Origin of the sequence: Bradyrhizobium liaoningense (assembly GCF_018130785.1) — a bacterium.
Lineage (GTDB): Bacteria > Pseudomonadota > Alphaproteobacteria > Rhizobiales > Xanthobacteraceae > Bradyrhizobium > Bradyrhizobium liaoningense_A.
Genome location: NZ_JAFCJT010000038.1, coordinates 33,587 through 53,994, shown reverse-complemented (window position 1 = coordinate 53,994; position 20,408 = coordinate 33,587). Strand labels below are relative to the sequence as shown.

Annotated in this window: 20 protein-coding genes, 1 tRNA gene and 1 riboswitch; of the genes, 14 read left to right on the top strand and 7 right to left on the bottom strand. The window is 64.3% G+C overall.

The features are described 5' to 3' along the window. Positions 1-153: 153 nt before the first annotated feature. Positions 154-546, bottom strand: a complete 393-nt coding sequence (gene apaG, locus JQ627_RS37285; protein WP_212489318.1) for a Co2+/Mg2+ efflux protein ApaG — start codon at positions 544-546, stop codon at positions 154-156. Between the two features lie 181 nt (positions 547-727). On the opposite strand from apaG, the gene JQ627_RS37280 reads away from it, so the two are divergent. Genes JQ627_RS37280 through JQ627_RS37270 form a run of 3 tightly spaced genes read left to right on the top strand, consistent with a single transcriptional unit; the run spans position 728 to position 3,765 of the window. Further along, positions 728-1,984 carry an OpgC domain-containing protein gene (locus JQ627_RS37280; protein ID WP_212489313.1) on the top strand — a complete coding sequence of 419 codons (1,257 nt, stop codon included), beginning with the start codon at positions 728-730 and terminating at the stop codon, positions 1,982-1,984. After that, a complete protein-coding gene (locus JQ627_RS37275) occupies positions 1,984-2,763 on the top strand; it encodes an SGNH/GDSL hydrolase family protein (RefSeq protein WP_212489312.1) in 780 nt (259 codons plus the stop codon). The genes JQ627_RS37280 and JQ627_RS37275 overlap by 1 nt, the downstream gene beginning before the upstream one ends. Before the next feature lie 12 nt (positions 2,764-2,775). Next, on the top strand, positions 2,776-3,765 hold the full coding sequence (locus JQ627_RS37270) for an SGNH/GDSL hydrolase family protein (protein ID WP_212489311.1): 990 nt from the start codon (positions 2,776-2,778) through the stop codon (positions 3,763-3,765). Between the two features lie 124 nt (positions 3,766-3,889). Here JQ627_RS37270 and JQ627_RS37265 read toward each other — a convergent pair whose 3' ends face one another. Then, positions 3,890-5,086 (bottom strand): O-succinylhomoserine sulfhydrylase, encoded by a 1,197-nt coding sequence (locus JQ627_RS37265; protein ID WP_212489310.1) that lies wholly within the window; start codon positions 5,084-5,086, stop codon positions 3,890-3,892. A gap of 68 nt (positions 5,087-5,154) precedes the next feature. Then, a riboswitch (SAM riboswitch) is annotated at positions 5,155-5,234 on the bottom strand. Positions 5,235-5,314: 80 nt separating this feature from the next. Here JQ627_RS37265 and JQ627_RS37260 point away from each other — a divergent pair. The 5 genes from JQ627_RS37260 (at position 5,315) to JQ627_RS37240 (ending at position 10,722) form a co-directional block, all read left to right on the top strand. Then, entirely contained in the window at positions 5,315-6,451 is a 1,137-nt protein-coding gene (locus JQ627_RS37260; protein WP_409363841.1) for a 2'-deoxycytidine 5'-triphosphate deaminase, read from the top strand. Between the two features lie 239 nt (positions 6,452-6,690). Beyond that, positions 6,691-7,104, top strand: a complete 414-nt coding sequence (locus JQ627_RS37255) for a PAS domain S-box protein (protein WP_212489308.1) — start codon at positions 6,691-6,693, stop codon at positions 7,102-7,104. A gap of 104 nt (positions 7,105-7,208) precedes the next feature. Beyond that, positions 7,209-8,261 carry a hypothetical protein gene (locus tag JQ627_RS37250; RefSeq protein ID WP_212489307.1) on the top strand — a complete coding sequence of 351 codons (1,053 nt, stop codon included), beginning with the start codon at positions 7,209-7,211 and terminating at the stop codon, positions 8,259-8,261. 164 nt (positions 8,262-8,425) lie between these two features. Beyond that, positions 8,426-9,871: an MATE family efflux transporter gene (locus tag JQ627_RS37245; protein ID WP_212489306.1), complete on the top strand. Its 1,446-nt coding sequence runs from the start codon at positions 8,426-8,428 to the stop codon at positions 9,869-9,871. A 146-nt stretch (positions 9,872-10,017) separates the two neighbouring features. Then, the gene (locus tag JQ627_RS37240; protein ID WP_212489305.1) at positions 10,018-10,722 is read left to right on the top strand and encodes a hypothetical protein; all 705 of its coding nucleotides are present in this window, start codon (positions 10,018-10,020) and stop codon (positions 10,720-10,722) included. A gap of 107 nt (positions 10,723-10,829) precedes the next feature. Here JQ627_RS37240 and JQ627_RS37235 read toward each other — a convergent pair whose 3' ends face one another. The 5 genes from JQ627_RS37235 to JQ627_RS37215 form a co-directional block, all read right to left on the bottom strand. Continuing rightward, a complete protein-coding gene (locus JQ627_RS37235; protein WP_212489304.1) occupies positions 10,830-11,342 on the bottom strand; it encodes a hypothetical protein in 513 nt (170 codons plus the stop codon). 113 nt (positions 11,343-11,455) lie between these two features. Beyond that, entirely contained in the window at positions 11,456-11,857 is a 402-nt protein-coding gene (locus JQ627_RS37230) for an SRPBCC family protein (protein ID WP_212489303.1), read from the bottom strand. A gap of 173 nt (positions 11,858-12,030) precedes the next feature. After that, positions 12,031-12,390: a VOC family protein gene (locus JQ627_RS37225; protein ID WP_212489302.1), complete on the bottom strand. Its 360-nt coding sequence runs from the start codon at positions 12,388-12,390 to the stop codon at positions 12,031-12,033. Positions 12,391-12,445: 55 nt separating this feature from the next. Next, positions 12,446-13,285 (bottom strand): helix-turn-helix transcriptional regulator, encoded by an 840-nt coding sequence (locus JQ627_RS37220; protein ID WP_212489301.1) that lies wholly within the window; start codon positions 13,283-13,285, stop codon positions 12,446-12,448. 95 nt (positions 13,286-13,380) lie between these two features. Next, complete coding sequence (locus tag JQ627_RS37215; RefSeq protein ID WP_212489300.1) at positions 13,381-13,959, bottom strand: methylated-DNA--[protein]-cysteine S-methyltransferase; 579 nt, start codon at positions 13,957-13,959, stop codon at positions 13,381-13,383. Positions 13,960-14,132: 173 nt separating this feature from the next. Between JQ627_RS37215 and JQ627_RS37210 the strand changes: the two genes are divergently transcribed. From JQ627_RS37210 to JQ627_RS37185, 6 genes are all read left to right on the top strand, one after another. Continuing rightward, positions 14,133-14,206: transfer RNA gene (locus JQ627_RS37210), tRNA-Gly, on the top strand. A gap of 296 nt (positions 14,207-14,502) precedes the next feature. Next, a complete protein-coding gene (locus JQ627_RS37205; protein ID WP_212489299.1) occupies positions 14,503-14,691 on the top strand; it encodes a hypothetical protein in 189 nt (62 codons plus the stop codon). Between the two features lie 231 nt (positions 14,692-14,922). After that, on the top strand, positions 14,923-17,976 hold the full coding sequence (locus JQ627_RS37200; protein WP_212489298.1) for a DPP IV N-terminal domain-containing protein: 3,054 nt from the start codon (positions 14,923-14,925) through the stop codon (positions 17,974-17,976). Positions 17,977-18,167: 191 nt separating this feature from the next. Next, entirely contained in the window at positions 18,168-18,749 is a 582-nt protein-coding gene (locus JQ627_RS37195; protein ID WP_212489297.1) for a helix-turn-helix domain-containing protein, read from the top strand. A gap of 35 nt (positions 18,750-18,784) precedes the next feature. Next, the gene (locus JQ627_RS37190) at positions 18,785-19,249 is read left to right on the top strand and encodes a GNAT family N-acetyltransferase (RefSeq protein ID WP_212489317.1); all 465 of its coding nucleotides are present in this window, start codon (positions 18,785-18,787) and stop codon (positions 19,247-19,249) included. Between the two features lie 90 nt (positions 19,250-19,339). After that, complete coding sequence (locus tag JQ627_RS37185; RefSeq protein WP_212489296.1) at positions 19,340-20,383, top strand: LacI family DNA-binding transcriptional regulator; 1,044 nt, start codon at positions 19,340-19,342, stop codon at positions 20,381-20,383. Positions 20,384-20,408: the final 25 nt, after the last annotated feature.

Sequence of the window (20,408 nt, the reverse complement as noted above, 5' to 3'; positions counted from 1 at the left end):
TTGGATGAAGCGGTCTCCCGTCCGTTACCGCACCGGACACTCTAGCCGATCCGGCGCAACATGACTTACAAGGATGACGGGATTAGCGGGGCGCGCATTGTACGCAATTGGGGCAGGTCGAGCCGTGGAGTAACGGCACCCGCCAGCGAGTCCCTAATTCAACACCCGCTTGTTGTCCGGGCTGTCCAGCGAAAACGTCGGCACCTCGATCTCGAAGCGTTCGCCGCTTTCGCTGACCATCTGGTAGCGGCCGGTCATGAAACCGGAGGCGGTCGAGAGCGGCACGCCGGAGGTGTATTCGAAGCGCTCGCCGGGGGCGAGAGTCGGCTGCTCGCCGACGACGCCTTCGCCTTTCACCTCCTGCTGGCGGCCGGTGGCGTCGGTGATGATCCAGTGCCGCGTCTTGAGCTGCACGGTTTCGTCGCCGGAATTGGTGATGACGATGGTGTAGGACCAGAAATAGCGGGAGCGGTCGGCCGACGACTGCTCCGGAACAAAGTTCGGCTCGACGGTCACTTCGATCTGGCGGGTCACGGCGCGGTACATGGCTGCCATCATAACGAAAACCCGGCTGGGAACCAAACGCCCGCAGGCGGTTTTGGCGACATCGTGCCGCCAGATTTACCGAGGAAGTAGGCCCAATGTGATCCGGCCGCTTTGCGAGACGACGACCGGACCTGTACACTCCTTGATACGTCGCGATTTGCGGAAGGGTTTCGAACCCCCGATGACCATTGCCGACCAAGTGACGGGATCGACGATCGCGGGAACCGCCAAGCCTGTGGAGGCCAGACCTGAGCCGCGCTCCGCCGCGCCGGCCGTCACGCTGCCTGCCATCGGCGAGCGCGAGCTCCGGCTCGACCTGTTCCGCGGGCTCGCGCTGTGGCTGATCTTCGTCGACCATCTGCCGCCGAGCCTCTTGACCTGGTTCACGATCCGCAACTACGGATTCAGCGACGCCACCGAGATATTCATCTTCATCTCCGGCTACACCGCCGCCTTCGTCTACGGTCGCGCGATGCTGGAGTCGGGCTTCGTCATCGCCACCGCGCGCATCCTGCGCCGCGTCTGGCAGATCTATGTCGCCCATGTCTTCCTGTTCACGATCTTCCTCGCCGAAATCTCCTACGTCGCGACCAGCTTCGAGAACCCGCTCTACACCGAAGAGATGGGCATCATGGATTTCCTCAAGCAGCCCGACGTCACCATCGTGCAGGCGCTGCTGCTGCGCTTCCGTCCCGTCAACATGGACGTGCTGCCGCTCTACATCGTGCTGATGCTGGCGCTGCCTTTGATCCTGTGGTCGATGAAGTGGCGGCCCGACGTGACGCTCGCGCTCTCGGTCGTGCTCTACGCGGTGACCTGGGAGTTCGACCTCTATTTTTCCGCCTATCCGAACGGTTTCTGGGCGTTCAATCCGCTGGCCTGGCAATTGCTATTCGTCTTCGGTGCATGGTGTGCGCTCGGAGGTGCGCGGCGCATGTCGCGTATTCTGGCTTCACCGGTGACGATGTGGATCGCGATCGCCTATGTCGTGGCGGCGTTCTACGTGACGCTGACCTGGTATGTGCCGCAGCTGTCCCATCTCATGCCGAAGCGCCTTGAGCAGTGGATGTATCCGATCGACAAGACCGATCTCGACGTGCTGCGCTTCACGCATTTCCTGGCGTTGGCCGCGCTCATCGTGCGCTTCCTGCCGCGCGACTGGCCGGGCCTGAAATCGGCCTGGCTGCGGCCGCTTATTCTCTGCGGTCAGCATTCGCTGGAAATTTTTTGCCTCGGCGTCTTCCTGGCTTTTGCCGGCCATTTCATCCTTGCCGAAGTCTCCGGTGGCGCAGCCATGCATGCGCTGATTAGTCTCTCCGGAATCCTGATCATGTGGGGCGTGGCGTGGGTGATTTCGTGGTACAAGCGTGTGGCTGACAAGAGCGGTGCGAAAACCAAAAACGCCGTCGGCAACGCCGATCTGGCGGGAGGGGGCTGATGAAGGCGAAGGTTCTCCTGAGCCTGGTCCTGCTGTGCGGTAATCTCGCCGCGCCCCTGGCGCGCGCGGGCGATGCTGCGCCGACTGCTCCGGCCGCGCCCCCGGCCTGCGAATTGCCATCGTATCTGCTCACCACTGAAAGCCAGCTTCCCAAGGTCGCCGATGCCATCAAGGCCGGCAAACCGCTCGAAATCCTGGTCATCGGCAGCCGTTCGACCACGATTCCCGCCTCGGAGGACAGTTCGTATCCGGCGCGGATGCAGGCGATCTTGAGGGACAGGCTGCTGCCGTCGGAGGCCGTGCACGTCTCCGTAGAAATACAGAGCAAGAAGACGGCCGAGGAGGCGGCCGCCACCTTCGTTAAGCTGATGGAAGCAAAAAAGCCTACTTTGGTCATCTGGCAGACCGGGACGGTGGATGCTATCCGAGCAATTGATCCCGACGATTTTCGCGGCGCGGTGACCGAAGGGGTTTCCGCATTGCAAAATGCAGGGGCTGACGTCGTGTTGATGAATTTGCAGTACAGCCCGCGTACCGAAACCATGATCTCGGTGCCGCCCTATCTCGACAATATGCGGGTGGTGGCGCAGGAGCATGACGTCCCGCTGTTCGACCGTTTCGCGATCATGCGGCAGTGGAATGATCAGGGTCAGTTCGACCTGTTCAGCCCGTCCCGCGGGCCAGAGCTGGCGAAGCAGGTCCATGATTGCCTTGGCCGGGCGTTGGCACAGTTCGTGATCGACGCAGCCCATCTGGGGCCGGCCGGGCAGCAAAATTGAGGTCTAGCGTTAATGAGTTCTCTCCGCCCTTTTTGGTTGACGGCATCGCTGGCTGCGCCCGCAGCAGCCCTGCTGTTGCTGACGCCGGTGTCGCTGGCCCCGGTGCAGGCGCAGGCCACGCAGGCACCCCCCGCGCCGCAGCAGGCCGCTAGTCCGGCTCCCGCTTCGCCCTCCCAGACCACCGTCGCCGTGACGTCCCCCGAACAGCGCGGCGTGACCGCGCGCGCGATCGACAAGGTGAAGCAGGTCGCGAAATCCGCCGGCGACATTTTCAGCCGCGTGCCTTGCCTGGCGCCAAAGGGTGGCTCGAAGACGATGGGCTCGCTGCCGCATGTCGCGGGCAAGCTCGCCGCCGGCAAACCCGTCGCGATCGTCGCGTTCGGCTCGTCGTCGACGGCAGGCTATGGCGCGAGCTCGCCCGATTTCAATTATCCGAGCCGCCTCGCCGCGCAGCTCCGGCGGCAATATCCGACCGCCGACATCACCGTCATCAACGCCGGCGTCGGCGGCGAGGACGCGCCCGAGATGATGAAGCGCCTCCAGAAGGAGGTGATCGACGTGCATCCGGATCTCGTGATCTGGCAGGTCGGCACCAACGCCGTGCTGCGCAATCTCGATCCCGGCGACACCGCAAAACTGGTCGAGGAGGGCATCGCCAGCATCCAGGCCGCAGGCGGCGCCGACATCGTGCTGGTCGATCCGCAATATTCGCCGGCCGTCAACCAACGCGCGGAGAGCGCCGGCAAGATGGTGAAGCTGCTCGGCAAGGTCGCCGAGCTCCGTCACGTCGGCATCTTCCCGCGCTTCGAGGTGATGCGCGACTGGCACGAGAAACAGGCGATCCCGGTCGAGAGTTTTGTGATCGCCGACGGCCTGCACATGAACGATTGGGGCTATGCCTGCTTCGCCCAGCTCCTCGGCGACGACATCATCCGCTCCGTCGGCCAGATCAAGCTCGGCGTCAATGTGCCCGCGGACGTGCGGACCTATCGGCCGATGTGAGCTTCCGTAGGGTGGGCAAAGGCGCGCCCTTCGCGCGCCGTGCCCACCATGTATCGGCGATATGATCGTGAATCGTGGGCACGCTCCGCTTTGCCCACCCTACGATACCGAACTCGTGGAGCCCTCACGCCTTCTCCAGCGCCGCGGTCAGATCCTCGATCAGATCATCCGCATGTTCGAGCCCCGCCGAGAAGCGGATGAAGCCCTCGCTGATGCCGAGCGCGGCGCGATCTTCCGGCTTGAGGCGCTGATGCGTCGTGGTCGCCGGATGGGTGACGAGGCTCTTGGCGTCGCCGAGATTGTTCGAGATCTTCGCAAGCTTGAGCTCGTTGAGCACGCGGAATGCCGCCGGCTTGCCGCCCTTGACCTCGAATCCAACCAGCGTCGAGCCGCCACGCATCTGCTTCTTCACGAGAGCTGCCTGCGGATGATCGGCGCGACCGGGAAAGACCAGGCGCGAAATCTTCGGATGGCTCGCCAGCACGTCCGCGATGCGCGCCGCCGTCTCGGTCTGCGCGCGCACGCGCACGCCGAGCGTCTCCAGGCCCTTGAGCAGGACCCACGCGTTGAACGGCGAGATCGACGGGCCGGTCTGGCGCATGAAATTGTGGATGTGCTCGGCGATGAAGGCTTCCGAGGACAGGATGATGCCGCCGAGGCAGCGGCCCTGGCCGTCGATGTGCTTGGTCGCGGAATAGACCACCACGTCGGCGCCGAGCGCGAGCGGGCTCTGCCAGATCGGCGTCGCGAACACGTTGTCGACGACGAGTCGCGCGCCGCCCTTGTGCGCGATCTCGGCGATGCCGGGAATGTCGAGCACGTCGAGCGTCGGATTGGTCGGGCTCTCCAGGAAGAACGTCTTGGTGTTCGGCCTCAAGGCCCGCTGCCACTGGTCGAGATCGAGGCCGTCGACCAGCGTGGTCTCGATGCCGTAGCGCGGCAAGAGGTCCTGAATGACGTAGAGACACGAGCCGAACAGGGCGCGGGAAGCGACCACGTGATCGCCGGCCTTGAGCGGCGCCAGGATCGCGGTCGTCACTGCGGCCATGCCGGTCGCCGCCGAGCGGGCGGCCTCGGCGCCTTCGAGCTCGATCATGCGGCGCTCGAACATCGCGATGGTCGGGTTGGAGTAGCGCGAATAGATGAAGCCGGGATCTTCGCCCTTGAACCGCGCCTCGCACTCCTCGGCGCTGTTGTAGACGTAGCCCTGGGTCAGGAACAGCGCCTCCGACGTCTCGCCATATTGCGAGCGCAGGGTGCCGGAATGGACCAGGCGGGTTTCGGGACGATATTGCGCGGCGGGCGCCGGGGACTTCGACATAGGACCTCCTGCGTGACCACCGAAAATGGTCACAAAAAAACCGGCCTGGATAACTCCACGGGCCGGGATCACAGAGGTCCCCGGCCTGTTTAGCGACTTATTTAACGTGGCTGCAAGCCGGCCGGCTCAAATCACCACGGGATAAGTCATGCTCATATTCCGCAATGCCCTTTTCGTCAAGGCGTCCATCGGATAGCCGTAAAACGCTAGTATTTCCCGCATGTCGGGATGCTTTTGACCCCTGATGAGGACCCCCGGTTGACGTTCACGGTCGCCGCCGACGCCAATGGTATCCTGCCCGACCGCATGATCGCGGCGATGGCGGAAGCGGGGCTGATCCTGCCTGCCTACGATTTCGTCGAGAGCCAGATCCAGCCGGCGAGCCTCGACCTTCGCCTCGGCGACATCGCCTATCGCGTTCGCGCCAGCTTCCTGCCCGGTCCCGGCGCGACCGTCGCCGAGCGCATCGACGAGTTGAAGTTGCACGAGTTCAGCCTCACCGATGGCGCGGTGCTGGAGACCAATTGCGTCTACATCGTGCCGTTGCTCGAAAGCCTGGCGCTGCCGCCGGAGATCGTCGCGGCCGCGAACCCGAAAAGCTCGACCGGCCGGCTCGATGTCTTCACCCGCGTCATCGCCGACGGCACCCGCCGCTTCGACATGATCGGCGCCGGCTATCACGGCCCGCTCTACGCCGAGATCAGCCCGAAGACGTTTCCGGTCCTGGTCAGCGAGGGATCGCGCCTGAGCCAGGTGCGCTTCCGCACCGGCGATGCGATCCTCAACGTCGACGAGCTCGAGGCGCTGCACGCGACCGAGCGTCTCGTCGATCTCGACGATGCCGATCTCACCGGCGGCGTCGCCGTCTCCGTCGACCTCTCCGGCGAGAAGGCCAACGGCTTCGTCGGCTATCGCGCCAAGCGCCACACCGGCGTCGTCGACGTCGACCGCCGCTCCGGCTATGCGGTGGAGGATTTCTGGGAACCGATCTCGGCGCGTCCCGACGGCAGCCTGATCCTCGACCCCGGCGAGTTCTACATCCTCGCCTCCAAGGAAGCCGTGCAGGTGCCGCCCGACTACGCCGCGGAGATGGTGCCGTTCGATCCGCTCGTCGGCGAATTCCGCGTGCACTATGCCGGCTTCTTCGATCCCGGCTTCGGCTATGCCGGTGCCGGCGGGCAGGGCGCGCGTGCCGTGCTGGAGGTGCGCTCGCGCGAAGTGCCGTTCATTCTCGAGCACGGCCAGATCGTCGGCCGCCTCGTCTACGAGAAGATGCTGGCGCGCCCCGACGCGATGTATGGCCAGCGCATCGGCTCGAACTACCAGGCGCAGGGCCTCAAACTATCGAAGCATTTTCGGGTGTAGTGCCAGCCTCTCCGCCGTCATGCCCGGGCTTGACCGGGGCATCCAGTACGCCGCAGCCTCTCGATTCAATCACCGCCGCCTCGGAATACTGGATCGCCGATCCCGTCTCCGCCAAGGCCTTCGCCGGGCCAAGAACTCACTCGGCCGCCGAAGGCTTAGCGAAGGCGGCAAGTCGGGCGACGACACCGAATGTGTGGCAGGATGCGAAACAAGTTCCGGCTAGGTGCGAGGCTTTCCCGATGACCAATCCATCCGAGCTCGACGCGAGAATCCTCAATGATGTGGCGGACGCGCTGATCTATTCGGATCGCTCCGGCGCCATCGTGCGCTGGAATCGTGCATCGACCGTCTTGTTCGGCTTCTCCGCCGACGAAGCGCTCGGCCAAAATCTCGATCTGATCATTCCCGAACATCTGCGTGCCGCGCACTGGAAGGGCTTTGAAGCTGCGCTTGCCACCGGCGCGATGAAGCTTGCGGGCAAGCCGACGCTGACGCGCGCGCTGCACAAGAGCGGACGCAAGCTCTACATCGAGATGACCTTCGCGCTGGTGCGCGACGCCGGCGGTGCCGTGGTCGGATCGGTCGCGATGGCGCGCGACGTCACTGAGCGCGTCGAGCGTGAGCGCGCCGCCAGGCTTGCGCAAAATTCGTGATGCGGAATTGACGGGCTGGCGTGCAGGGCGCTCCGCTTGAGCGTCAGGTTGCCTCGCACCGGTCGCAGTGACACACTCGATCAAAACAACGATCGGGAGCGAACATGACCGCTGCATCAGACCTCGCGCACGAAGCGCAATGGAAACGCTGGCGTGCGGTCGCCGACCTCTATCACGCCTATTTCACCGGCCTCATCCTCACCGTTGTCACGCGGCGCGGCACGGCCGATGCTGCCGAATTCGTCTTCCGCGTGTTTCGTCGCCAGCAGCAGGAGCGCTTCCTGCCGGGGCTCAAGAAGCTCGGGATCGACCATTTGCCGCCGGCGGTCGCGGCCGCGCAATATCACTACCTCTCCAACTGGATCGGCGGCGTGCACGTCGAATACATGTATGAGAGCGACACCAAGGCCTGGATCCGTTATCCGCCGCCGCGCTGGATCTGGAAGGGCACCGCGATCTGCGGCGTGCCGGGCGAGGTGAGCCGCGCGATGCTGCGCGGCTGGCACGCCAACAACGGCGTCGCGCTTGGTGATCTCCGCCTGGGCTTCGTCTGCACCAAGCAGAGCGTCGATGGCCAGGACGGGCTCGAAGGCTATTACCATCAATACGACCATCCGCTCGAACTGGATCAGCGCCTCGTCTTCGCGCGGCATCTGGAAGCGCCATCGTTCGATGCCAAGACCGCGCCTGCTCTTCCGGTCGCAAGCTGGCCAAAACCGCGGCTCGAAAAAGCCTATCGCAACTACGCGATGGAATATGTGCGCACCGCCGCGCCCGTGATGGCGCAGCTGTTCGGTCCGGAAGACGCCGGCTATCTCCTGCATCTCACCGGCAAGCTGATCGGCATGCAGTATTTCGACGAGGTTGCAGCGGCGCTGGCAATGAGCCGCGGCGGCGCCACGGAGTTTGCTGCGTTCCTCAACGCCCTGTTCGCGGCGCAGGACGACGCGGCCGAGACGACGCAATCCGACGGCAGCTTCCAAATCCGCCAACAGACCTGGAAGCTGATGGACGACGTCGCCGACTATCACCGCGCCTGCGCCAAGGTGCTGGAGGGGCTGTTCGAGGGGCTCGCTGCCGGATGCGGGCGGCACATCGGCGTGCACCTGCGCCCGACAGCGGGCGGTCGGCCGCCGCTGGTCTGGACTATTGAGTAATTCCACCACTTGAAATGCGCTGCCGCAGGGCACGCCTGCATCCGGCGCAGGAGGAATCGGCAATTGCCGTGCTAAGCCTGTCGGCGCGCCTTCCGCGCGAAGAAATTTATTGGCACACCTACTCATTGCCGCGCCGCGAATGGCGCCCGTGCCCGGGAGAGGAAATGTCCGACATCGCCGAAATCCCGGTCGATGAACAAGAGCGTCCGCTGCCGCCGCCTCCACGGCCGGTGCGAAGCGCGCTGACGGACGGGCCGATCCTGCGCACGCTGCTCGGCCTCGCCTGGCCGAACGTCGTCGCGCTGTCCGCCGGCACCTGCGTGGTGATCGCGGAGACCTCCTATATCGGCCGGCTCGGCGTCGAGGCGCTGGCCGCAATGGCGCTGGTGTTTCCGACAGTGATCCTGACCATGACGATGTCCGGCGGGGCCATGGGCGGCGCTGTCGCGTCGGCCATCGCGCGGGCGCTCGGCGCGGGTGACCGCGAGCGCGCCGGCACGCTCGCCGCGCATGCGCTCTTGATCGGCATCACCTTCGGCCTCGTCTTCATGCTGGGCATGCTGATCTTCGGGCCGCACGTGCTCGAGCTGCTCGGCGGACGCGGGGATGTGCTGACGCATGCGGTCGCCTACACGCAGGTATTTTTCGGCGGGGCCGTGCTGCCCTGGCTGCTCAACACCATGGCCGGCGTGTTGCGCGGCACCGGCAACATGAAGCTGCCGTCGCTATTGATCCTCAACTCTGCGGTCTGGCAGGTCGTGCTCGGCGGCACGCTGGGACTCGGGCTCGGCCCCGTGCCGCAGCTCGGCATGCGCGGCGTCGCCGCCGGCGCGCTGATCGCCTATTCGATGAACATCTGCGTGATGGGCTGGTACCTGTTCTCCGGCCGCGCCCGTGTCGTGCCAAGATTGCGCGGCTTGCGCGTCCAATGGGCGATGTTTTTCGACATCCTGAAGGTCGGCGCCATCGCCTGCTTCTCGCCGCTGCAATCGGTGCTGACGATCTCGATCTTCACCCACATGCTGGCGAAGTTCGGCACCGCGATCCTCGCCGGTTACGGCATCGGCGCGCGGCTGGAATTTTTGCTGACCTCGATTGCGTTCTCGTTCGGCATCGCGTCGGTGCCGATGATCGGCATGGCCGTCGGCGCCGGCCGCATCGCGCGCGCCCGCCGCATTGCCTGGATTGCAGGTGCCAGCGCATTCATCGCCGTCGGCGCGCCGGCGTGCCTGGTCGCGACCTTCCCCGATCTCTGGGTCAACATCTTCACCGACAGCGCGACGGTGCGCGCGACCAGCCATCAATACCTGTCGACGGTGGCGCCGTTCTACGCCTTCATCGGGCTCGCCTCGACGATGTATTTCTCGTCGCAAGGCGCGGCCAAGGTGATCGGGCCGGTGCTGGCGCAGACCGCGCGGCTGATCTACATCGCAGGCGTCGGCTGGTGGCTGTCGACCCATGACGCCACCGCGCAAAACTTCTTCTGGCTGGCCGCCAGCTCGATGGTCGTGCTCGGCCTGCTCTCCTGCTCCAGCGTCGTGCTGACCCGCTGGGGGCCGCGCGAGAGCAAGCCCGCGATCAGGCCGGCCCTTTCGGCCGCGGCGGATTAGGACCGGTCTGCCGGATTTTTGTTTCTGAATGTTTCCAGTTGCTCCATGGCAATGCCCGGCAACCGGAGCGGCTCCTTGCCGAAGGCTTCGCGCCAGCTCTCGCGGACAATTTCGCCGCGAGTTCACCAGAAGCACGGAAGGCCACCATGACCTCGATTTCGGCGCTCTCCTCCCACCACCACGCATCGCCCTTGAAGCGACTGCAAGATGAACTGCAGGCGGAAGTCAGTTCCGGCGCGATCAATGCGTCCGATCAGTCGGCGCTGTCGTCCGCGCTCAGCGACATCGACTCCGCCTTGCAATCAAGCGGTGCGAGCGATCTTTCGAGCGGCAGCAGATCATCGCCTGACGCTTTCAAGTCGAAGATCGACGATCTCATCCAGCAGGAAGTTTCGGCCGGCAAGCTGACCGACGAGCAGGCGACCGAACTGCAAGGCATCTTCAAGGCGGCGGTCTCGCATGGACCGGGTGGCGCAGGTGGTCCCGACGGAGCAGGCGGACCGCCGCCCGACGGGCCTCCTCCCGCCAACGGCACGGACGGTTCGTCAAGCGGCAATTCGGTGGTGGACCTGCTTCAGCAATTCCTGGATTCGCTGAAAAGCCTGCTCACGGATTCGACCTCGTCCAGCACGACGGGATCGAGCGACACGACGAGTGCAAGTGGATCCGCCTCGACCGGCGCTACGGACAGTTCGTCAAACGGCAGCTCGGCGACGGAACTGCTTGAACAATTCCTTCAGTCGCTGAAGAACTCGCTCGCGGATCCGACCTACAGCGCGAAGCAATCGAGCGATCAGACGAAGGCAAGCGACCCGTCGATTTCCGGCGTCCTTATCGACGATCGGATCTGATATCGGCGACGCATCATGGGCTTGCCTCGGCGCAACCATCCTCCGCGCCCCGAAGGGTGGTTGCTTCGCTGCTGCTATTGCCCGCAACGGCGCTACGCCGACGCGATCTAGCGATGCTTGTGGCGGCGATGGCCGCCACCGCCGCCGACATTGGCGAGCCGCATCAGTTGCGGGATCATCGCCATCACGTCGCCGCCGCCGGCGCCGCCGAGCATGCCCATGATATCGCCGCCGCCCATGCCGCCGAGCCCCATCGGCATGGTGCCGCCTGCGCCCATCGGCGTGTAGCCGCCATAGTTCGGCGCACCAAAGCCGCCGCCGAGATTGCCGCCACCGAGGCCGCCAAGGCTGCCGCCGCCCATCATGCCGCCGAATCCGCCGCCGCCGTTCTCCATCATGCGGCTCATCATCGGGCCCATGGTCTGCATCAGCTTGGCAAAGCGCCGCTTGCCCATCTTGGCCTTCATCATCTCCAGCATCGGCGCCATCTGGGTCATCATGTCCTCGCCGCCGGCACCTCCGCCGCCGCCGAGGAATTGCGCGTTCGCCGGCGCGCTCGAGATCGAAAACAGCAGCAGCACGGCGGCTGCCTGGCAGATCACCTTGTCCGCACCTCTCATGGCAAGCTCCTCGCGTGCGTGGCCTCGCCGGGAGAGCGAAGCCAACCGGACGCACGTGGCCATCGTTACGGCGCAGGAGGCGAGGGCTCTGTGAGAAAAATCACAGAGACCGATTAGGCCGCAGCAGGCGGAAAAGCCCTGTGTATGGCAGCCACGGCTTCCCTGGTTTGCCCCTGGACGTAAGGAGCAAGCTCGTTCGGCAGCATGTCGATGATCCAGACGAGGCGGCACCTTGCATCGCCCTCGGCGATCACCTGCACCGAGGCGCTGTAATGCTTCAGCCGCTCGTTGTTGATGGCATAGACGAGCCGTTGCCGCGCATCGTCGCGATCGACCAGCACCTCGCGCGCGACGGAGCCATTTGCGAAGGTGACGATACGCGCATCACCATCGAGCGTGCAGGCGGTGACGAAGCCCGGTACCAGCCGCAGATGCAGTGCGCCGAAGTCGCGCACCGCGTCCCAGACGTCGTGGGCGGGAACGGGGAGGGAGATGTCGTTTTGGATGGAGGCCATGGTTGATCCTTACGATGTGGAGCGGCGAGCGATCGAGCCGTCATCGCCCGTCGTGATCTGGCGATCCGGTATTCCAGAGAGCGCTGTGATTGAATCGAAGAGTCCGTGGCTTACTGGATGCCCCGGTCAAGCCAGGGCATGACAGCGCATGCGTGGTGAGCGTCCTCGGGCGCTCACGTGCAAACCGCCTCTACGTTGTTGCCATCGGGATCGATCAAGAACGCCGCGTAGTAGGTCGGGCTGTAGTCCTTGCGCGGGCCGGCGCCGCCGTTGTCGCGGCCGCCGCTCTTCAGGCCCTCGCTATGGAACGACTTGACCGCGTCATGGTCCTTGGCGCGGAAGGCGATATGCGCGCCGTCGGCCTTGCGTCCCTTGTTCAGGTGCAGCCACAGCGCCGGCTCGCCCTTCGGCCCGAAGCCCGCATAGCCGTCGCCACTTGAGCACAGGGCGTAGCCGAGCGGGGCCAGCACCGCGGTGTAGAAGCGCGTGGCGGCGTCGAGGTCGGCAACGCGCAGTCCGATGTGGTCATACATGGTCGTCTCCATTGCAAAGCGCGCCGCGAATGGTGCGCGCCGGAGACGAACCTACTCAGTTGAGGACAAGCTGCTCTTGGAGAATCTTGCGCTCCCCGCGCGAGGCCTGTCGAAACTTCGTCGGCGACACGCCGGCGGCGCGGTGGAAGGTGCGAACGAAGTTGGAGAGGTCGCCGAAGCCGACGTCATAGGCGATGTCGGTGACCGCGATGTCGTCCTCACTGAGCCGTCGCGCCGCGTGTCGCAGCCGCGAGCGCACCAGATATTGATGTGGGGTGACGCCGAGCACGCTCGAGAACAGCCGCAGGAAATGGAAGGGGCTGAGGCCCGCCTGCCGCGCCGCCTGCTCGAGATCGACCTCGGCATGCGAGTTGTCGTCGATCCACAGCGCGGCCTCGACCGCGCGGCGGCGGTCGCGCGCGGTGGGTGTCGCCTGCTTGCGCGCCTTGCCCGAGACGACATCGACGAAGCGGCCGGCCAAAATCTGACCGACCTCGTCGAGGCCGAGGTCGCTGTTGCCATCTGCCGCCGTCTGCGCGAGTTCGCCCAGCACCATCAGTTCGGGCAGCGGCGGGGTCGCGCCAACCTGCCAGATCTCGCGCCGTCCCCCGAGGGCATCGACCAGGTCTTCGCTGAAGAAGAAGCCCAGGCAGACGTCGCCGCTGACATGCTCGTGCGTGCAGGTGTATTCCTCGCGGGGAGCCCCGACCAGCATCGAGCCCGCCACCAGCTCGAAGAAGCCGGCGCGGCACTGGCAGCCGAAGCTGCCGGAGCGGACATAGGCGATGGAATGCCCGGTGCGGCACTCCGCGAACGGCTTGTCGTCCGGTCCCGCATCGCAGCGAAACTCGGAGACCGTGATCGATCGTGTCGTCAGCAGCGTGGTCGCATCCATGCCGCCTATCTAGGCATGATCCGGACAAGTGTGTAGCGGTTGTCCGACAAGATCATGCCCAAAAAACAGAGCCAAGGTGCGATCGAAATCGTGCCCTAGCTGGACGGTCTCGGCGGGGCAACGGGCAGCAGCACCTCGAACAGGGTCTTGCTGGCGATGGGTTGAGCACCCTCGAGCGCCAGCAGCCGCCGCTTGGAGATCACCCCGCCGTAAGGCGAGAGCCGGTCGGCGTAATTGCCGGCCTCCAGGACCCGGTGGCAGGGCACGATCAGCATGTAGGGATTTTTGGCGATCGCCTGCGCCACCGAATGCGCCGCGCCGGAGGCGCCCAGCGCCTTGGCGATCTCGTGATAGGTGCGCGTCTCCCCGCGCGGAATGGCGCACGCGGTCTCATAAACGCGCCGGTGGAAGCCGGGGACGCCGCCGGCGTCCAGGCTGACCTCGGAAAAATCAGGGTCGCCGCCTTGCAGCAAGCCTGCGATGCCCTCGATCGCGAGCTCGGCATTTTCGGATGGCCGCTGCTCGCGCGCCTCGGGATGGACTGCAAAGATCCGGCGGCGGGTGTCGATCTCCCGCGCCTCCGGCAATTGCACGGCCACCACGCCGGTGCTGCTCCAGACGATGCCACAGCGCCCTATGGCCGTGTCGAATATCGCGTAGCCACGCCCCACCATGCACACGCCCCACTCAGTGCACGCCTCTCCCCAGATCGGCGATCATAACAGCGCCACAATTCGGCGCACCTGGAATCTTACCGAAACATTAAGAAGCGTTCTGCCGGGCGCGCCAAACCGCTTGGCGGAACGCGCCGTCTCGGCTAATCAGAATGGGCGCGAGACGCGCATTCGCGGGCGTAGTTCAATGGTAGAACGGCAGCTTCCCAAGCTGCATACGAGGGTTCGATTCCCTTCGCCCGCTCCAGTCAAAAGCGTCCGATTGCCGGGAGAGGCAACGGATTTCGAGAGCGCAATCAAATAATTATCGTGAACTAACAACCTCGCGCCAACGAGTCCCTTGTCCGATTTGTCGGACGCTTCTCCGGGCCCTGGCGACATTCGCTTCAGCGCATCCGGAAGCATGAAGGGGCCGACGCGCTGCTGAATGGAGTCGGCCCGCAGCCTCGGGTTCAAGCGGCAGATTTCGGGCGATGGTGCCGCCAGGCAGTCAACGACAACGACGCTCGATCTGATCCTGCCGGCTGATGCATGGGAGCTTGCGTGCGCTCGCTGAAGCTCATGATCACGACGGCGCTCAATCTCATCACATCCGCACCCGCCGACCATTCGGTGCTGATGAGTGCGCAAGGCGTGGACAAAGGCTCGGACGTCTTTCGAACCGATCGAGCGCCTTTTGACGATTCGATCGATGACCTCACATGTTGGTTGGAAAAGACTCGCGGATGCTGATTGCTCGCGCATGCGCATTGTCGTTCGGGCTATGCCGGAATCCATGCACCATCATTCAGAGCTTTGCAGCGACGACGCATCGCGCGGCATCAAGCGTTCGTCATCCAGGGGCACTAGACTTGCTTTGATCAGCAGTCTGGTCGGCAGCGACTTATTGGCGCCGCGTTTTTGTTTCTGATCATCGAACAAAACATTCGGACCCGGCCTGTTGCCGGGCAAACGGAGGCATTGATGACGAATTCAGCACCTGTTTTCACCGCTGGCGGTGGCAGCGACGATGCGTTCACGCGCGTGTCGACCAGCGCAGCCGGGGCGCAGGCGGATGGCGCGAGTGTCCAGGCCGTGTTCTCGCCCGACGGCACGAAAGTCGCGTTCTATTCCTTTGCCGACAATCTGGTGCCCGGCGATACCAACGGCGGAGCGGACGTCTTCGTGAAGGACCTGTCGACCGGGGCGATCACGCTCGTGTCGACCGATGCCAGCGGGGTTCAGGTGGGTGGCTACCAGCCGATGTTTTCGCCCGATGGCACCAAGTTGGCGTTCGCATCCGGCGCTGACATCTTCGTCAAGGACTTGGCCACCGGTGCCCTCACGCGCGTGTCGACGAGTGCCAGTGGGGAACAGGCGGACGGCGTCCAGACCACCAACCCGATATTCTCGCCTGACGGCACCAAGGTTGCGTTCCTTTCCGATGCCGACAATCTCGTGCCTGATGATACCGACCACCTGCGCGACATCTTTATCAAGGACCTCACCACTGGCGCGATAACGCTCATAGCGCCCAATCCATACAACGGAGGACCCGGCAACGGCGGCGATGAGAATGGCTTTACCTTCCCCCCCTCGTTCTCGCCCGATGGCACCAAGATCGTGTTCGGGTCGAATACAGGATTTGGCGACACCACCGAGATCTACATCAAGGACCTTTCCACCGGGACCACGACACTGGTGTCGGTCAGCGCCAGCGGCGCTCGCGGGGATCACGGCAGCTTCGACCCGGTGTTCTCGCCAGACGGCACCAAGGTGGCGTTCTATACCTTTGCCGAAACTCTTGTGCCGGGTAGTTCCAACAACCGAATCGGTAACATCGTCATTAAGGATCTGACCACAGGCGCGGTCACGCTGGTATCGACCGATGCCGACGGAGTCCCGCAGAACAACGGCGAAGCCCAGAAACCCGTATTCTCGCCTGATGGCACCAAGATTGCGTTCTATTCCAGTGCCACCAATCTCGTGCCGGGTGGCCATGGCGATCAGGTCATCTTTGTGAAGGACCTGGCCACCGGCGCCATCACGGCCGTCTCGACCAATGGGGGCTTCCCGTGGGAAATCGGAGGCGGCAGCCGGCTTCCCGTATTCTCGCCTGATGGCACCAAGGTGGCATTCGAGTCTCTAACCAGCATTTTGGTGCCGGGCGATACCAACCAAACCTACGACATCTTTGTGAGAGATCTTACTACGTCTTCCTTCACCGCAGCGAAGCTGACGGACAATGGCGCTGTCCATGTTTCGACATCGCAAGCGGGTTTCTTTGCCGGTACCGACAGGATCGCGGTGGCACCGCAAGACGGCAATCTCGGCACACTCACGGCCACCGCCGACGCTGCCGATGGCAAGGTGACGTGGACCTATGATGTCTCTCATGCCAACATCGCTCCGCTCGCGGCCGGACAGACCCATACCGACATCTTCATCTTGGCCCTCGGCGGCTTCTACGGGGCACAGAGTGTCACCGTGACGCTGACGGGAATCGATGATGCGCCCGTGATCAACTCAGGCACGACGGCAAGCTTCGCGGAGAATGGCTCTGGCGTCGCCTACCACATCGCGGCGACCGATGTGGACAGTCCCGCGCTGACCTATTCGCTGTCCGGCACTGACGCGGCTCTGTGCGACGTGTCGGCGACGGGCGATGTGACGTTCAAGTCCGCGCCCGACTTCGAGGCGCCGAAGGACGCAAATCACGACAACGTCTATGACGTCACCGTCGCGGTCAGCGACGGGACAGAAATCACCACAAAGAACGTCGCGATCACGGTCACTGACGTGGATGACACCAGCGGCGGCGGTGGCGTTCTGACTGTCACCGGCTCGACCGGCTTCACGTCGATTGACCGGGCCACGATCAATATCAGCGTGACCGGCAATTTGCACGAGACCGCCAGCGCCGGTGTGATCAGCAACAGCACGATCAATAATCTCGGTTCACTGAGCGAAACCCAGGCGATGCTCGCGTTCGTGAACGATACGATCACCGGCGGTTCCCTCGGTGCGATCGTCGCCAATGGCGGCACCATCACCTTCGACAACGTGCATCTGGACGGAACGTCGCTGGATGCGACATCAGGCGGACTCATCGAATCCGTCGCAGGCAGCACCAACAGCTTCAACAACGTGACGCTCAAGGCTGGCGCCGTGTTTGACGACAGTACCGCAAGCGCTCTGAATGTCAGCGGCACGCTGAACAACGGCGGCAAGATCGAGCTCTTCAATTTCGCGAAAGCCATCCTGACCGGCGACGCCACGGTCATCGGCAATGGCGAGATCAAGCTCGATCCGGGCTCCCTAATCCTGAACAGCGGTGCGCATCACACGCTCGACCTTAAAGGCGGCACGATCGACGGCGCCGGCACGATCGGAAACGGAGATCACAGCCTCACTTTGGATATCGGCTTCTCCGGCACGCTCGAGGCGAACGGGTCCCAGCCGCTCAGCGTGATCACCGGCAATTCGGTCACCAGCAACGGCCTGATCGAAGCCGTGCACGCCTCGCTCAATTTCGACGACGCCGTTTTCAACACATTTGGAACGATCACCGCCGATCAGGGCGGCACGATCGACTTCGGGAGTGGCCTGACCAATGGCGGCATCGTCAATGTCCACACCGGCAGCGAGGTGGATGTCTCGGGTAACCTCGTCAACAACGCCACTGTCCTGGATAATGGCGTGCTCAAGGTCGACAATTTGAGCGGGACCGGGACTGTCAACGTCAACAACGGGACATTGGTGGTCACCGGTAATCTGAGCAGCAATGTCGTTCTGACGGGTACGGACACATTTGTGTTCGGGCCCAATGCCAAGCAAACGTCCGGTGTCATCTCGAACTATACGCCGGGCACGACGCTGGTGCTGGATGGCTTCGACGCCAAGGTGAACGCGGCCTTCGACACTCAGACCAATATTTTGACGCTGACCGATGCTGATCATCATACGATGACGCTTCACCTCGCGCCTGGGTCCTTGATCCCGCAAGCCCACGGTGCGGCGCCGGATTTTCTGGTCTAGCGAATTTCTCCAAGGACACTCTGTCTAGCCCGCCATGTCCAGGCGGGCTGCGGCAAGACGCCGGAGAATTTGCCGCGCAAAAATTCTAATATATTAGCTCTTCGCATCCGGCATGCGCGCCCCGCCCGGCTTAAGCTTCTCCCGCCCTGATGGGTGCGGTCCTCCTGTCGGGCAATATTCGGATGAAAGCCATGGACCAGCAAAAACTCGACCGCGCGATCGGTCGCCGCTTGAAGACGGTGAGGACGCAGGCCGGCATGACGTTGAACGAACTTGCGGCGCGATCCGGTGTCAGCCGGGCGATGATCGGGCGGGTGGAGCGGGCGCAGAGCAGTGCGACCGCTGCGCTGCTCAACAAGCTCTGCGCGGCGCTCGATGTCTCCCTCAGCGACGTCGTCGCGCTAGCCGAGAAGCCGCCGGAGCGCTTGGTGCGGCTCGCCGACCAGCCGCACTGGCGCGATCCCGAGAGCGGCTATCGCCGGCGGCATGCCTCGCCGACGGACGCGGCGAGCGGCATCGAGATCATCGTTGTCGACCTGCCGGCCGGCGCGCGTGTGCCGTACAGTCCCTGGGGTCGCAACGCCTTCACCCAGCAGCTTCTGATGCTGGAGGGCGCGATCGCCGTGCATATCGACGCCAAGGCGGTGCGCCTGCGCGAGGGCGACTGTCTCGATTTCGACGTGATGCGTGCGGTGATCTTCGAGAACGAAACCAGGCAGGACGCACGCTACGTCATCATCACGCGCCGCGGCTCCTCATACGGGAAAATCTGATGGTCCTGATGCGGCATGAAATCCTGGACCTAACGATGCAGGTCCGCACCGGCGACACCTTTGATCCGCGCGTCATTGCGCTGCTCGATCATCACGTCACGGCGGCGCGGGCGCAGACCGCGCCGGGCAGCGCCCATGCGCTCGATCTCGCTGGGCTGCGCGCGAGCGACGTCGCGTTCTGGACCGGCTGGGACGGCGAGACGCTGGTCGCCACCGGCGCGCTGAAGATGCTCTCGATCGACCGTGGCGAAGTGAAGTCGATGCACACGCTGCAAGCCACGCGGAGGCGCGGCTTCGGTGCCCGGATGCTCCGCCACATCATCGCTGAGGCCCGCGCGCGTGGCTTGAAGCGGCTCAGCCTCGAGACCGGCTCCTGGGATTATTTCAAGCCCGCGCATGCGCTCTACCAGGCGCACGGTTTTGTGCTCTGCGGCCCGTTCGAGGGCTACGTCGAGGATCCCAACAGCCTGTTCCTGACGCTCGACCTGACGGGCGGCTGAGGCCGCGCGGTATCACCCTGGGTTCGAAAACACCCTCGCATGCCTCAAAATGAGTTGCGCACCTCAAAAAACCTCTGATAGCCTTCAGCCATGGCTGATACTCTCACCGCGACCGCGCTGACGCTGAAGGACATCGCCCGCGAGGCGGGCGTCAGCCTCGCGACGGTCGACCGCGTCCTGCACAATCGCCCGGGCGTGCGGCCCGATACGGTCCGCCGCGTCAAGGCGGCGATCGAGCGCAACGCCTTCCAGCCGCACGTCGCGGCCGCCGAGCTCGCGCGCAGCCGTGCCCGCCGCTTTGCCTTCGTGATGCCGGCGGGGCCGAACCCCTTCATGCAGCAGATCGAGGCCTATCTCGGCGAGATGTCGGCCTGGCTCTCGGCCCGTCGCCTCGGCGTCGAAGTAGTCGCCACGGATGTGTTCGACCCGTCCGTGCTCGCGGCCTCGCTCGAGGCGCTGTCCGGCGATTACGACGGCGTCGCCGTGGTGGCGCTGGACCATCCTGGGGTCCGCGCTGCGATCAACGATCTCGTCGATGGCGGGACCAGGGTCGTGACGCTGGTCTCGGACGTGCCGTCCTCGCGTCGCCACCACTATGTCGGCATCGATAACATTGCGGCGGGGCGCACCGCCGGCGCGCTGGTCGGCCGGCTGGTCGGCCAACGATCCGGCAAGGTCGCAATCGTCGCGGGATCGCAGGGCCTGCGCGACCATTCCGAACGCATCTTCGGCTTCAGCCAGGTGATGGCGTCGGAATTCCCCGATCTCAGCGTGTTGCCGGTGCTGGAAGGGCGCGACGAGGACGGCCGTTCGGAACAGGTTCTGGCGCGGCTGCTCGGCCGGCATGCTGACATTGTCGGCCTTTATAATGTCGGCGCCGGCACGCAAGGCGTCGCCGAAGCGTTGAGCGATGCGGGCCGCGGCAAGCAGGTGGTGTTCGTCGGACACGACGTCACTGCACTGACGCGCCGGCTGCTGTTGCAGGGTGTGATGGATGCCGCGATCTCGCAGAACCCCGGACATGAAGCGCGCGCCGCCGTGCGTGTGCTGCTCGCGCTTGCGCGCGGCGAGCCGATCTTGCGCGAACAGGAGAAGATCAGAATCGACATCGTGATGCGGGACAATTTGCCTTAGCGGCGGGTGGATTTCAAAGCGGTCC

What these genes read in the sequence shown, in the direction of transcription:
- apaG (WP_212489318.1), bottom strand. Translation starts at nt 546, where the DNA reads ATGTACCGCGCCGTGACCCGCCAGATCGAAGTGACCGTCGAGCCGAAC.
- JQ627_RS37280 (WP_212489313.1), top strand. Translation starts at nt 728, where the DNA reads ATGACCATTGCCGACCAAGTGACGGGATCGACGATCGCGGGAACCGCC.
- JQ627_RS37275 (WP_212489312.1), top strand. Translation starts at nt 1,984, where the DNA reads ATGAAGGCGAAGGTTCTCCTGAGCCTGGTCCTGCTGTGCGGTAATCTC.
- JQ627_RS37270 (WP_212489311.1), top strand. Translation starts at nt 2,776, where the DNA reads ATGAGTTCTCTCCGCCCTTTTTGGTTGACGGCATCGCTGGCTGCGCCC.
- JQ627_RS37265 (WP_212489310.1), bottom strand. Translation starts at nt 5,086, where the DNA reads ATGTCGAAGTCCCCGGCGCCCGCCGCGCAATATCGTCCCGAAACCCGC.
- JQ627_RS37260 (WP_409363841.1), top strand. Translation starts at nt 5,315, where the DNA reads ATGCTTTTGACCCCTGATGAGGACCCCCGGTTGACGTTCACGGTCGCC.
- JQ627_RS37255 (WP_212489308.1), top strand. Translation starts at nt 6,691, where the DNA reads ATGACCAATCCATCCGAGCTCGACGCGAGAATCCTCAATGATGTGGCG.
- JQ627_RS37250 (WP_212489307.1), top strand. Translation starts at nt 7,209, where the DNA reads ATGACCGCTGCATCAGACCTCGCGCACGAAGCGCAATGGAAACGCTGG.
- JQ627_RS37245 (WP_212489306.1), top strand. Translation starts at nt 8,426, where the DNA reads ATGTCCGACATCGCCGAAATCCCGGTCGATGAACAAGAGCGTCCGCTG.
- JQ627_RS37240 (WP_212489305.1), top strand. Translation starts at nt 10,018, where the DNA reads ATGACCTCGATTTCGGCGCTCTCCTCCCACCACCACGCATCGCCCTTG.
- JQ627_RS37235 (WP_212489304.1), bottom strand. Translation starts at nt 11,342, where the DNA reads ATGAGAGGTGCGGACAAGGTGATCTGCCAGGCAGCCGCCGTGCTGCTG.
- JQ627_RS37230 (WP_212489303.1), bottom strand. Translation starts at nt 11,857, where the DNA reads ATGGCCTCCATCCAAAACGACATCTCCCTCCCCGTTCCCGCCCACGAC.
- JQ627_RS37225 (WP_212489302.1), bottom strand. Translation starts at nt 12,390, where the DNA reads ATGTATGACCACATCGGACTGCGCGTTGCCGACCTCGACGCCGCCACG.
- JQ627_RS37220 (WP_212489301.1), bottom strand. Translation starts at nt 13,285, where the DNA reads ATGGATGCGACCACGCTGCTGACGACACGATCGATCACGGTCTCCGAG.
- JQ627_RS37215 (WP_212489300.1), bottom strand. Translation starts at nt 13,959, where the DNA reads ATGGTGGGGCGTGGCTACGCGATATTCGACACGGCCATAGGGCGCTGT.
- JQ627_RS37200 (WP_212489298.1), top strand. Translation starts at nt 14,923, where the DNA reads ATGACGAATTCAGCACCTGTTTTCACCGCTGGCGGTGGCAGCGACGAT.
- JQ627_RS37195 (WP_212489297.1), top strand. Translation starts at nt 18,168, where the DNA reads ATGGACCAGCAAAAACTCGACCGCGCGATCGGTCGCCGCTTGAAGACG.
- JQ627_RS37190 (WP_212489317.1), top strand. Translation starts at nt 18,785, where the DNA reads ATGCAGGTCCGCACCGGCGACACCTTTGATCCGCGCGTCATTGCGCTG.
- JQ627_RS37185 (WP_212489296.1), top strand. Translation starts at nt 19,340, where the DNA reads ATGGCTGATACTCTCACCGCGACCGCGCTGACGCTGAAGGACATCGCC.